This window comes from Pseudomonadota bacterium (assembly GCA_011049115.1).
GTDB lineage: Bacteria > Desulfobacterota > Anaeroferrophillalia > Anaeroferrophillales > Tharpellaceae > DSCM01.
This window is the reverse complement of the sequence record DSCM01000113.1, coordinates 47,218-60,347: the sequence shown is the minus strand read 5'-3', so window position 1 is coordinate 60,347 and position 13,130 is coordinate 47,218. Positions and strand designations below refer to the sequence as shown.

At 56.5% G+C, this 13,130-nt stretch carries 9 protein-coding genes; 3 read left to right on the top strand and 6 right to left on the bottom strand.

What is annotated here, in order from left to right; all coding sequences use genetic code 11:
* Positions 1-228: 228 nt before the first annotated feature.
* Positions 229-360: a hypothetical protein gene (locus ENN66_10210; GenBank protein ID HDS16954.1), complete on the top strand. Its 132-nt coding sequence runs from the start codon at positions 229-231 to the stop codon at positions 358-360.
* A 2-nt stretch (positions 361-362) separates the two neighbouring features.
* Here ENN66_10210 and ENN66_10205 read toward each other — a convergent pair whose 3' ends face one another.
* Positions 363-812 (bottom strand): CBS domain-containing protein, encoded by a 450-nt coding sequence (locus ENN66_10205; protein HDS16953.1) that lies wholly within the window; start codon positions 810-812, stop codon positions 363-365.
* A gap of 495 nt (positions 813-1,307) precedes the next feature.
* On the opposite strand from ENN66_10205, the gene ENN66_10200 reads away from it, so the two are divergent.
* Positions 1,308-2,627, top strand: a complete 1,320-nt coding sequence (locus ENN66_10200; GenBank protein ID HDS16952.1) for a DEAD/DEAH box helicase — start codon at positions 1,308-1,310, stop codon at positions 2,625-2,627.
* A gap of 54 nt (positions 2,628-2,681) precedes the next feature.
* Here the strand turns inward: ENN66_10200 and typA are convergent, their stop codons facing one another.
* The 4 genes from typA to ENN66_10180 form a co-directional block, all read right to left on the bottom strand.
* Complete coding sequence (typA, locus tag ENN66_10195) at positions 2,682-4,508, bottom strand: translational GTPase TypA (protein HDS16951.1); 1,827 nt, start codon at positions 4,506-4,508, stop codon at positions 2,682-2,684.
* Between the two features lie 299 nt (positions 4,509-4,807).
* A complete protein-coding gene (locus ENN66_10190) occupies positions 4,808-7,615 on the bottom strand; it encodes an EAL domain-containing protein (protein HDS16950.1) in 2,808 nt (935 codons plus the stop codon).
* Positions 7,616-7,782: 167 nt separating this feature from the next.
* Positions 7,783-8,958: an RtcB family protein gene (locus ENN66_10185; GenBank protein ID HDS16949.1), complete on the bottom strand. Its 1,176-nt coding sequence runs from the start codon at positions 8,956-8,958 to the stop codon at positions 7,783-7,785.
* Positions 8,959-8,971: 13 nt separating this feature from the next.
* Positions 8,972-10,285, bottom strand: a complete 1,314-nt coding sequence (locus ENN66_10180; GenBank protein ID HDS16948.1) for a radical SAM protein — start codon at positions 10,283-10,285, stop codon at positions 8,972-8,974.
* Between the two features lie 134 nt (positions 10,286-10,419).
* Here ENN66_10180 and ENN66_10175 point away from each other — a divergent pair, with 134 nt between their 5' ends.
* On the top strand, positions 10,420-11,931 hold the full coding sequence (locus ENN66_10175; GenBank protein HDS16947.1) for a tetratricopeptide repeat protein: 1,512 nt from the start codon (positions 10,420-10,422) through the stop codon (positions 11,929-11,931).
* Positions 11,932-12,068: 137 nt separating this feature from the next.
* Here the strand turns inward: ENN66_10175 and mtnA are convergent, their stop codons facing one another.
* Entirely contained in the window at positions 12,069-13,121 is a 1,053-nt protein-coding gene (gene mtnA, locus ENN66_10170) for an S-methyl-5-thioribose-1-phosphate isomerase (GenBank protein ID HDS16946.1), read from the bottom strand.
* Positions 13,122-13,130 lie beyond the last annotated feature (9 nt).

Genomic DNA, 13,130 nt, shown 5'->3' with positions numbered 1-13,130 from the left:
TGGCTTACCCAGAAAGTCAGGCGTTCACGCTGACTACCTGGGGTGGCAACCTGGCGATCAACTTCGTCCTAAACACGTAACCCCAGTTCTTCGATAAAAGAGTATGAGTCCAATAGGCTTAAGTTCCCCCGGGAGGCAACTCGCGGACAGCATGGGCGCGAAAAGGGCTCAGAGGGCGGTGGTTGTCAGCCGGAATGAGATGGTTAGGGTTTTTATGATCATGCAGGTATGGGGGCGGTCGCCAAGCTGCTTGTCTGTAGGGCCTGCCGGCTGCCACTCAGTCTCAAGCAGGGCGCGGCGACGCGTTTCAGTCATAACGAAGAACTCCGAGGGTCATCGCTTTTCGTCTGCGGCAAGTGATCTCAGGAGATCAGGGAAAGCATGTTGGTTCGGCTGATGATGCCGACAACCTTGCGTTGGTTGTCAATCACCGGCAGCAGGTTGATCTTTCGGGAAAGCATCAACTCGGCGATCTCGCCGGTCGGGGTCGAGGGGCTGACCGTCAGGCAATCCCGGCTGTACAGGTCGGCGACGGTGCTGGCGGTCAGTTTTTTTAGCTCCATGTCCATTTTGAAGGGATTTTCAAAATAGAGCACGGCGTCCAGAATGGTGAAAAAGGTTGGTATATGCATGGGTTTTTCGGTGAATAAAAGATCGGTTTCAGTCACGATTCCCAATAAGGCGCCGTCTTTGTCGACTACCGGAACGCCGCTGATGCGCTTGTCGGCCAACAACTTTGCCAGTTCCTTGATGCCTGTGTCCAGGGTTGCCGTAATTACCGGGGTGGTCATGATATCCTGTGCGTATTTCATGTTTGAACTCCTTCCAAGACTGGTGCCTGAGGCTTGCGGAGCGATCTTTATTTGCGATAAGAAAGTATTGGCGCGTTCTTACCTGTCTTCTAAATTATAGGAGGCGGTCGCAACTGTCAACCGCTTTTTCCCGGTTCTGGATAAAGCTGAGCCGGGATGAAGAGTTGACATTTCCGCGCCTTTACGTTATAAGTCATCGTCTGGAGGCGAAGAATTGCTCGCGCAGTTGTTATTTTGAGCTTTCGGCGGCAGAAACCAGAAAATGAAAAGACACTTGAGAGGACTTTTCAGTTGCTCCCAGGTGTCTTTTTTTATGGTTGGTAAAATGGATAGCAGGGTTTCCGATCTCTGTCACTTTTACGGTTACCGGAGCCGGGTTGGTTTCGGTCGGCGGCGTTGTTTATTATCTGTCAATCCTGCATTCGGGGCGGTTCTTCAAAAGATTAAGGGCTGTTTGCCGAATGAGCGCGGAGGAATTTTTGGAGTTGGATTTATATGTTATTTGCTGAACTGGGTTTAGAACCCGGATTGTTACAAGCGGTTGCCGATCAGGGTTATACGGTGCCGACCCCGATTCAGGAACGGGCTATTCCCGTGATTCTTGAGGGCCGTGATGTGATGGGGGGCGCCCAGACCGGAACCGGTAAAACCGCCGCTTTTGCCTTGCCCATTCTGCAGCTTCTCGGAGGAAGCCGCAGTGTCGGCCGGCGTCCTCGCTGCCTGGTTCTGGCCCCGACCCGCGAGCTTGCCGCCCAGGTCGGGGAATCGATGTCGATTTACGGCCGGCATCTGGCGTTGCGTTCCCTGATTATTTTCGGCGGGGTTGGGATCAATCCGCAGATTGAGGGACTGCGCCGCGGCGTCGATATCCTGGTGGCGACCCCGGGCCGCCTGCTCGACCATGTCGGTCAGAAAACCCTGGATCTTGCGGCGGTTGAAATTCTGGTTCTGGATGAAGCCGACCGCATGCTTGACATGGGTTTTATTCACGATATCAAAAAGATTCTTAAGCTGTTGCCGGCTAAAAGACAGAATCTGCTGTTTTCGGCGACCTATTCCGATGACATCCGGCAGTTGGCCGATGGCCTGCTGAACCAGCCGGAAATGATCGAGGTAGCCCGGCGCAACACGGCGGCGGAGAAGGTTGAGCAGGTAATTCATCCGGTCGGTCTCAAGGCCAAGCGGCAGCTGCTGGCGCAGCTGATCAGGGATGAAGCCTGGGAACGGGCCTTGGTTTTTACCCGGACCAAACGCGGCGCCAATCGTCTGGCCCTGTTTCTCGAAACCAACGGCATCGGAGCCGCCGCGATTCACGGGAACAAAAGTCAGGCGGCTAGAACCCGGGCCCTGACGGAGTTCAAAAAAGGTGGTCTGCGTATCCTGGTGGCGACCGATATCGCGGCCCGTGGTCTTGATATCGATCAGCTTCCCCAGGTGGTCAATTTTGATTTGCCCAACGTTGCCGAGGACTATATTCATCGTATCGGCCGCACCGGCCGGGCCGGCTGCAGCGGTCGGGCGGTCTCTTTGGTCAGCGCCGATGAGGAAAAACTTCTGCGCCCGATTGAGCGTCTTTTAGGTCGCAAGATCACGGTGAAGGTTATTGAAGGTTTTGCGCAGAACCCGGATGATGTCAACGAAGAAACCTTGGTTGGTTTCCGCGGGCGGGGGCCGCAGCGCTCTGGAGGCGGAGCCTCATTTAAATCCGGGACCGGTCGCGTCCGCTCCGATGCGCGGCGCCAGGGTGGCGAACGCAGGCCTCGAGCCGCTTCCGGAAACAACTCCTCCCGGCCCCAGAGCGCCAGGGCGTTTTAAGCTGCTGCCTTAATTGAAAAAAGCCGGGGGAAAAGAGTTTCCCCCGGCTTTTTTTTATGCTTCGCGTTTGCGCCCGGCGCGTTTGCGGTCGACTTCCTTGAGCATGCGTTTGCGCAGGCGGATCTGGCTGGGAGTGACCTCGACCAGTTCATCTTCGTCAATGAATTCCAGCGCCTGTTCCAGGGAAAAGTTGATCGGCGGAGTCAGGATGATGTTCTCATCGCAGCCCGCCGCTCGAATATTGGTGAGCTGCTTGGCTTTGGTCGGGTTGACGGCAAGGTCGTTGCCGCGGGAGTGAATGCCGATGATCTGGCCCTCGTAGACCTGCACGTTGGGGCCGATTAGAAGCTGGCCGCGTTCCTGCAGGTTGAAGAGGGCATAGGCCAGCACCTTGCCCTGCAGCATGGAGACCAGCACTCCGTTTTTCCGGCTGCCCAGCTCGCCGGCCAGGCGCGGGCCGTAATGGTCGAAGATGTGGTTCATGATGCCGCTGCCCGAAGTCAGGGTCATGAACTGGGAACGAAAACCGATCAGCCCGCGTGACGGGACCGTGAAATCAAGCCGCACCCGACCCTTGTCGTCGAGTCTGAGATTGGTCAGTTCCGCCTTGCGCTGCCCCAGGGCTTCGATAACTCCGCCCTGATGCTGCTCTTCGCAGTCGATAACCAGCATCTCAAAAGGTTCTTGTCTGATGCCGTCAATCTCCCGAATGATGACTTCCGGTCGGGAAACCCCCATCTCGTAACCTTCGCGGCGCATCTTTTCAATCAGGACGGAAAGATGCAGTTCACCCCGGCCGGAAACCACAAAACGATCCGGGCTGTTGCCCGGCGCTACCCGCAGAGCGACGTCATGAATCAGTTCCCGTTCGAGGCGATCCTTGAGATTGCGACTGGTGACATACTTGCCGTCGAGTCCGGCAAAGGGCGAGTCGTTAACCTGAAAGGTCATGCTGACCGTGGGTTCGTCGATGCTTAACGGGGGCAGGGCCTCGGGGCGATCCGGGGCGCAGAGGGTATCCGAGATCTGCAGTCCCTCAACCCCGCTGATACTGATGATATCTCCGGCCAGGGCTTCCTTGATTTCGGTGCGTTCCAGGCCGAGGTGCCCCATGACCGTGAGAATCCGGGCGTTGCATCGACCGCCGTCGCGGTCGATGACGACAATCGGGGTATTGCCCTGAATCCGACCGCGCTGAATTCGTCCCAGCCCGATAACCCCGACATAACTGCTGTAATCAAGGGCGCAGATCTGCATCTGAAACGGCCCGTCGGGATCAACCGCCGGAGGCTTGACCCGGTCGACGATCAGCTGCAGGAGCGGGGTCATGTCTGAGGCCAGGGCATTCATTTCAAGACCGGCGACCCCGGTCACCGCCGAGGCGTAGACCACGGGAAAATCAAGTTGCTCATCGGTTGCTCCCAGGCGGCCGAAAAGATCGAAAACCTGATCCACCACCCAGTCCGGCCGTGCTTCCTCGCGGTCGATTTTATTGATGACGACAATTGGATTCAGACCCGCTTTAAAGGCTTTCTGGGTGACGAAACGGGTCTGCGGCATGGGTCCCTCGACGGCGTCTACCAGCAAAAGGACCGAGTCAACCATGGAAAGAATGCGTTCAACCTCGCCGCCGAAGTCGGCATGACCGGGGGTGTCGACGATGTTGATATGGTAATCATGCCAGCTGATCGCCGTGCTCTTGGCGAGGATCGTGATGCCCCGTTCCCGTTCCTGGTCGTTGGAGTCCATGATGCGTTCCTTGCCGCGGTCGCGTCGGCCCAGGGTGCCGGATTGCTGCAGAAGACGATCGACCAGCGTGGTTTTGCCGTGATCGACATGGGCGATGATGGCGATATTTCTGAGGTTGCTGCGGTTGCTCAAGATTCGTTACCTTACCTTGCCTTTGTTTTTTAAAATGAGCGGGGGGCAGATCATTGGAACCTGCCCCCCGCGGTGAATGTCTGTGCAGATGGAAATTTTCCCGACTCAGCCTGAACGCGCGACGAGGTACACCTTTGCCGGCGGCTTGTCAAGGAATATAATTTTACTGGCTTCGCGCCCGCGCCACCGGTTTGGTTCCCTTTACAGTTTCCCGGCCAAGGCCGGACGAGCGTCACGGCGTCCGACTTCTGTGGCCGCCGCCTGCCTCACAGGTTGCGGGCACCTCGCCTTAGAAGCGGTTACCGTGGCCTCCCGTTTTTCGCGACTTCAATTGAAGCGCCCCTGCGCTCAGAGAGGTCAAGGTCATATCTTTGCTGATCGGCCAGCTGGTTTTCGGGCAAGGCCGGGCTGAAAAGATAGCCCTGGCCGTAGTCGGCGCCCAGCTCAAGCATGGTTTTCAGAATCTCCCTGGAACTAACGAACTCGGCGATTACCAGCATTTGCGACTGATGGGCGAAGTTGATGATCGAAGCCAGCAGCTCGCGGATCTGGGGACTATTGTTGACCTGTCTGACCAGGGAGCCATCCAGCTTGATATAGTCGGCCCGCATCTCAGTCAGATAGGTGAAATTGGCGTAACCGGAACCAAAGTCATCGATCGCGATGGTGATGCCCTCCTGGCGTAAAAGATCCAGCGCCTGCATGGCGTTTTCATAGTTCTGAATGTTCTCGGTCTCGACGATCTCGATCGTCAGTCGTTTGATGATGTCCTTTTGTCTGGCCGTGGTGAGCAGGAGTGCCACGGTTTCCGGGCGCAGCAGATCGTCGACCGAGAGGTTGATTGAAACCGCGTCCCGGCGTTGTTGAAAACAGGCGCAGGCCTGGTCGATGATGGTCATGGTCATGTAGGCGTAATGGTGGGTCTGTTTCATGATGGGCAGGAACTCATGCGGAGGGACGGCCCGGCCTTTTTCATCCAGCAGGCGCATCAGGGCTTCATACTTTAAGACCGCCCCGCTGCGCAGGTCGACAATTGGCTGATAGTAGGGCACCAGCCGTTGATCGCGCAGAGCCTGTAAAACCTCATTGAGCCAGTAACTGCGGCTCAGATGTTCGTTATCCAGCTCGATTGAATAGCGGACCAGGGCGGTATTGGCCTTTTTCGCTTTTTTCAAGGCGATGTCGGCGCAGCAGAGAAGATTTTTGTCGGCGAGCGCCAACCCGCAGCAGAAACTTATATAAATGGTTTTGGAGGAGGCGGTCTGACATGGATGTTTGGTGAAAAAATCGAGAAAATGGTAGCTGCGTTCCAGGTTTTTGTCGGTTGCCGGGGGATCGCTCAGGACGGCAAAGGTATCGGCCTGCAGGCGATAGTGCTGGTAATGTTTTTCATGGAAGATGTTAACGAGTTGCTCCGCCACCCATTTCAGGATCTGGTCTGCGGCCGCATTGCCGAGATCATGATTGAGGTCATGAAAGCCGTTGATGTCGAAAAGCATCAGTTCTTTGTTGCCGGGGTGGTCCGCGATATTCTGCAGGAGTTTATAGCGGCTGCCGAGAGAGGTCAGGTTGTCGGTGGCGAAGGCGAGCTTGAGTTTTTCCCGGCTTTCCAGTAATTCGGTGATGTCGTGGCGGGCGGCCAGATATTCAACGATGCGGCCGCGCTCATCGCGAAGGGGGGCGATGACGATGTCGGTGATGTAGGCGGAGCCGTGTTTGCTGCGGTTCTTGCCGGTGCCGCGCCAGACCTTGCCCTGCTCGATGGTTTCCCAGAGATTCTTGAACACCGCTTTCGGTACGCTCGGGTGACGGAAGATATTATGCGGCCGCCCATTGATTTCCTCCCAGCTGTAGCCGGAGACTTTCAGCAGGGCCTGGTTGGCGTAAGTTATGTTGCCCTCGAGATCACTCTTGGAGACCAGGCAGGAAAGGTCGAGAATGGTTTTGTACTGCTCCAGTTCTCGCAGGTGATGTCGGCTGTTGTTTTCCAGCTGCTTGATATGGCGGGTTGTCAAGAGAAAAACCAGCAGGTTGAACAATAAATTAAGGCCGAGCAGCAGCAGGCCCAGCCGGGCATTCTGCCAGGTGGTGTTTTTTAGTTTTTGTTTCTGCGCGGCAAAACTTTGTTCGAACTCGCTGATATACAGTCCGGTGCCGATCGTCCATTGCCAGGGCGGAAAAAGTTCAACATAGGCGACCTTGTCTTCATAATAGAGGTCGGTCTTGTTTGGATTGGGATGGCGATAAAAGCAGATTCCTTTACCGCTTGCGGCGCAGTCCACCAGCTGTCGGGCGGTCTTCTCCATTCCGGGATTTATGGGCAAGGGTGAGAGGTCGTGATTAAAGGGCTGGTCCAGGACTCCGCGCATCAGGGGCCGGCCTTCACGGTCGAGAACAAAAAAATAGCCGGAATTCATTTCTCCGAAACGCTTTTCGGCTAACTCCCGCAGGGTCTGGCGTTGCAACTCCTGTTCAATAATGTCCGCGCTTTTGTAGGTGACGACAAACCAGTCGGCGGCCGCGATCGGACAGACCACGGCCAGGTGCTCGGATTGATCGGGCTGACGGCAATCCAGGCAGGGCAGGCGGCATTCGTGCACTCCGGTGCAGCTCAATATTTGTTCAACCAGATTTTTCGTCAGGGGGTTGCTTTCCATGCAGGATTGAAGGTTTTGTCCTTTGAGTTCCGGGTAACGGCTGTGCAGCCGAAACCTGGTTTTTTGGTCCAGAATGAAATACTCGGAGTTTTCTTCAGCCCAGGGGGTCAGGCGCGCCAGGGAGGTCAGGGCGGTGAGGATTTCGTCTTCATTCAGGCCCTGCCGGAATTGCAGATCGATAAAACCGGCGATGATGCCGGCCCGGTATCTGAGCATGCGGCTAGTTTGCCGGGGCAGCTCCCGGCGTTTGTCGTGCAGGGCCTTGATGCGGTTTCTGACTTCCTGAGTGATTTGTTCTTTTCGAGCGCTCAGTTGCGTATCGTGATATTCCTGCAGTTGGTTTTGGTAGTTTTGCAGCGGCAGGAAAATAAAAACATAGCTCAGGCTGATCGCCAGAAAACTGCTGGTGGCCAGAATCGCGAGGAGATTTAAACGGGTGATGGGGCGCATGATTTTAAATAACTGACCAAGGAGAAGATCAAACGGGAAAAGAAAGGTCCTGCGTCTGGCGTCAATCGATGTATAGATGATTAGCTTGGCGGTTGGCTTCTTAGCATGAGATCGGGTTTGGTTCGACCTTTACTTTATGTTCAGGCGCTGCCTGCGGTTGGTGCCGTTTAACCTTTGATGACCGCCAGGGGGCGCAATTCGACCAGAACCTCGACCAGGTCTTTCTGATTATCGAGAACCTGGTCGATATTTTTATAGGCGCCGGCGGCTTCGTCCAGGTCCAGGGGGCGGCGCAGAGAGTGAATAATGCCCTGGTCTTCGAGTTTTTTTCTTTCCCCATCGAAATTGAGCCGGCGTTGCGCTTCCTTGCGGCCCATGACGCGGCCGGCGCCATGGGCGCAGGAGAGGAAACTTTCGGGGTTGCCCAGGCCCTTGACGATATAGCTGGGGCTGCCCTGGGATCCGGGAACAATGCCGATTTCATCGACCCGAGCCCGGGTCGCGCCTTTACGGTGGACCATGACCTCGTGACCGAAGTGTTTTTCCCGGGCGGCATAGTTGTGGGCGATATTGATGAGCTCGGCAAAGGTTGTCTGCGGCTGTAGGTTCCGCAGAGCCTCCTGGATTTGCGCCATCATTAACAGGCGGTTGGCGTAGGCGAAGGCGACGCAATAATTCATCTCGGCCAGATAATTGCGTCCGGCCTCGCTTTCCAGTTCGAGAAAAGCGAGCTGCCAGGCGCTGGGGATGGCGGAACCCAGGCGCTGATTGATCTTGATCGCCAGCTGGTTATAGTGGTTGGCGACCTTGAATCCGAGATTGCGGCTGCCGGAGTGCAGCATCAGCCAGATAAAACCGTCGCTGCCTTTCTGTATCTCAATAAAATGATTCCCTCCGCCCAGGGTGCCGAGCTGCGTTCGGGCGTTTTCGTATTCCCGGCTAATAACGGGCAGATGCTTGAGGCGAAAACCCGGCGGCGGTTGCGGCATCAGGGCCGCGTCCTGACGGCGCTGATGGTGTTTGGAGCCGACCGGCACCCTCTTTCTGATTTCCGCGAGGGTGGCTTGCAGGGTTTCGCTGGAGAGCTGGCGCAGCGAGGTTTTGACGGCGCCCATGCCGCAGCCGATATCAACGCCAACGGCGTTGGGGATGACCACGCCGGTGGTGGCCAGGACGCCGCCGATCGGCATGCCGTAACCGACATGAGCGTCCGGCATGATCGCTACATGAGAAAAGATAAAGGGAAGGTTGGCCAGGTTGCGGGCCTGGGCCAGGGCCTGCGGTTCAATATCCTCAAGCCAGAGTTTAATCGGTTTTTTTTCGCTGGCGATAATCTTTTTCATGTCAGGCGGGATCTTATCCCAGAAAACGGTTGAAGTAGCCGATATGAAGCAGGGGAAAGGTTTTTTTGAGCCTTTGCAGCAGTTCGTGAATGCCGATCGCCCCGGCGAAATCATCATCGAAGAGGTCCAGGTACTGACGCGGATCAATACAGAGATTGCGCATCTGAACCTGGTCGATGGCGTAGCGCTCAATCATTTGCATCAGGGCCTCGACCTCACGGGCGCTGTCCGTGACTCCGGGCATGACCAGCAGGTTGATCGCCAGATGCAGGCCGCCGCTTTTAGCCTCTTCCAGGGAACGCATGACATCTTTGAAAGCGTAGTTTCGCGGTCGGTAATAGGGCAGATAGGTGGCCTCGCGCGCCGAGTTCAGGCTGACCCGAATGGCATCCATGCCGGCTTCGGCTAGAGCGCGGACTTCCAGCGGCAGACTGGCATTGGTGTTGACGTTAAGGGTTCCGGCGTTGGTTTCCCGGCGGACCGCCCGGGCGAACTCGCAGATGCGTCCGGCCTGAAGGATCGGATCTCCCTCGCAGCCCTGGCCGAAACTCAATACCGGGTTTTCGGCCACGGAAATGTGCGGCAGGGCGACTTCAAGCAGTTCGTTCAGGCTCGGGACAAAATTGATTCTTTCATGTGAGGCCGGACAGCTCTCGCCTTTGCTGATCGCCATTTCATCCTGAAAGGAAAGACAGCCGATACAGTTGGCGTTGCAGGTGGGCGAGACCGGCAGAGGACATTCCCAGCGTTCTAAAAAAAAGTTCTTGGCCGCGAAGCAGTGGTTATCGAGGGCGCAGCCGCGCAGATGTTTGATCAGGCGGTTATGCGGATAGCTTTCAAGCTTTTTATCAACCCCGGCCACGACCTCCCGGTCATCAAAATACTCTGGTTCCCATTGCCGGTTTTCATCCACGCGGCAGGCGGTGGTGACATAACCGTGCTCGTCGGACCAGCCGACCGCGGTGTAGGACCAGAGCGGCAGGGTATAGTTCTTGTCGTGATAAGCAACCGCGGGCAGTAACAAGCGGCTGTAGGCCGGGGGCAGAAACGCAGCAACCCCTTGCAGGCCGCGGTTGCCGACCCCGTCCAGCCGGATGATCGGGTCCTGGCGGTCGGAACTCGGGTCAAAACCCAGGGTCTGACAGCCGGGGAAAAAGAACAGGCGGCTGCCGGGGGGCAGGGGGATCAATTCTGCAGCTTGCGGACGGCGGGTCTGGCGACCGCTTCCCCCCAGCATGAGCCAGGTGGGATGGTCGAAGATTTCCCCTTTAGGATTGGCGACCAGGGCGTACACCTGGTTGGGATCTATTGGTTTTGGCGTTGACATAGTTATCTAACTATAATAAGGGGTGCTGCTGGTTGATTATGGCGGCCGGGTGCGGTGCCGGTCGTGGTTCCGTATCGTCAAAAGAGTTGAAACTAACCGAATCATTTTATTAAATCAAGGAATATCCCCCAGCGATGCGTCAGGATTACGGAAAAAACTTAGCCCGCCGGTGTTTTTGGGCGCCGGCCCGGCTTCTTTTAATCTTTCTTCTGCTTTTCGGACTGAGCGCGGCCTGCGCTTCGCGCCGGACGACGGCTTCCGGAAATGCCCAATTCCTCTACCAGGAGGCGGAAAAAGCGTTTCAGAAAAAAAGTTACAGCCGGGCGCTGGAGCTTTTTCAGAACCTGCAGAATGATTTTCCCGACACCGAGGAGGCCAGGTTGGCCCTGTTGCGGACGGCGGATATTGCTTATTGCCGGAAAGAACTTGAGGAAGCGGCTCGAACCTATAACGATTTTATCAATTTTAATGCCGATCATCCCCGGGCCCCCTACGCTTTTTATCAGGTTGGGATGAGCCATTATGTGACCTCGAAAACCATTGATCTCGATCTTGAGGCCCTGCGCCAGGCACTTGAAACTTTTCAGGAAGCCTTGTCCCGTTATCCCGATCATCCGCCTTACACGGCGAAAATCATCCAGCGGATTAACGATTGCAAGCGACGTTTTGCCAAGCGGGAATTTTATGTTGGTTTTTATTACTATAAGAGCGGCAAGTTTCATTCGGCCATCAAGCGGTTTGAATACCTGCTGCAGAACTACCCTGGCTATATTGACGACAAGGTGCTGTATTATCTGGGCTTGGCCAATCTTAATCGGGGCGAGCTTGAGGCCGGGCAGCGTGCGCTGCTGACCCTGACCCGGGCTTTCCCCGAGAGCCCCTACACGGCCGAAGCCCGGTCACGTCTGGAGGAGGGAAAAGGACCGGGCTTACCCCTGTTGTTCATGGCGCGGGATTATTTTATCGTGCATGATTCAGATATCGGCGATGGCTATCTGACCACCTCCTTTGCCCCGGAAAATTACTCGCCCAGACTTTTTTCCCTGCTGAGAGGGCCGCGGCCGGCGGCCGCGGCCCAGGCGGAGGAGGTGACCTTTGCGTCACTGTATCAGCCGCGTTCTTTTGCCCACTCCGACGGTAAAAAGGCCTCGCCCGGCGCGGCAAAGGTTTCCGATCCCGCGCTTACTTTTCAGGGCCCTGCGCCGAAGGGTACGGTTCCTGACTTGCGGCCTCCGACGCATCTCGAAACCCGGGACGAGCCCCTCGAAATCATTTCAGACTGGACCGAGGCCGACCGTCAGCAGGGTATTATCACTTTTGGCGGCAAGGTTATCGCCAAACAGAAGGATATGGTGCTCTACGCCGACAAGGTGGTCAATTATTTTGATATGCAGACGCGTAAGCTGATTCGCGCCGTGGCGGTTGGTGATGTCAAGCTCAATCAGGCCGATAAATTTGTTACCTGCGAGCGCGCGGAGCTGCTTCAGGCCGAGAGAAAGGTGACCCTGACCGGTAATCCGGTGATGTGGCAGGGCGAGAACCGGGTTGCCGGGGAGCGCGTAGTGGTTTATCTGGATCAGAGTCAGGCCGAGGTTTTCGGCGGCAAAGAGGGTAAAGCCAAGGTCAGAATCGAGCCGCAGGAATAAACTTTATGGTATTTGATTTAGCGTGGAAGACCAAAGCTAAGATCAGAAGCTCGATGAAAAGCTGCCGCGCCCGGGGTTAATCAAAACGACGGTCAATGGTTGCCCTCTGTTTTTATGTCGGGCCTGTCGAAGCGGGGTTAGGAAGACGATTGCAAATCCGCGAGCCGGTCGGGGGTGACGAGGCCGCGTTCAGTGATAATCGCCGTAATCAAGCTCGCCGGGGTGATGTCAAAAGCGGGGTTGTAAACCGCGACGCCGGCCGGTGCCATTCTTTTTCCACCGCAACGGCGGACTTCGTCGGGGTCGCGTTCTTCGATCGGAATCCGGCTGCCGTCAGCCAGGGAAAAATCTATGGTGGTGGTCGGGGCCGCTATATAAAAAGGCAGGTTGTGAGCTTTCGCCGCCAGGGAGACCCCGTAAGTGCCGATCTTGTTGGCGGTATCGCCGTTGGCGGCGATGCGATCGGCGCCAACGATGACCAGATCGATTCTTCCCTGGCGCATGCAGTGGGCTGCCATGTTGTCGCAAATCAGCGTAACCGGAATGCCGTCTTGCTGTAATTCCCAGGCCGTCAGGCGGGAGCCTTGCAGGAGCGGCCGGGTTTCATCGGCGTAGACCTGAAATCTTTTCCCGGCAGTCCAGGCCGTACGTAACACTCCCAGGGCGGTGCCGTAGGCGGCGCAGGCCAGCGCTCCGGCATTGCAGTGCGTCAGAACCCGTGCCCCATCCGGAATCAGAGCGGCTCCGATTTCACCCAGGCGGCGGTGGGCCTGCTCGTCCTCGGCATAAATCATTGCGGCTTCCTCGAGGAGGCGTTCCTTCAGGCCGTTGAGGTCTGAAGGGGCCGCGGCCAGATAGTTCCGGCCGATTTTCCTCATGCGTGCCAAAGCCCAGAAGAGGTTGACCGCGGTCGGCCGGGTCGCGGCTAGCCGCCTCAGAATGGCTTCAAATTCATCTTGCCCTAACCTTCGATTCTGGTTGATTATTTCCTGTACGCCAACGACGACGCCATAGGCGCTGGCGACCCCGATTGCCGGCGCTCCCCGCACGGCCAGGGTTTCAATTGCCTCGCAGACCTGTTCAAGTTTGCTGCAATCAAGATAGATTTTTTTATGCGGTAGTCGCCGTTGATCGAGCAGGCGCAGGAAATCACCTGCCTTGAACCAGTTAATGGTCTGGAAAGGTTTCATATGTTGTCC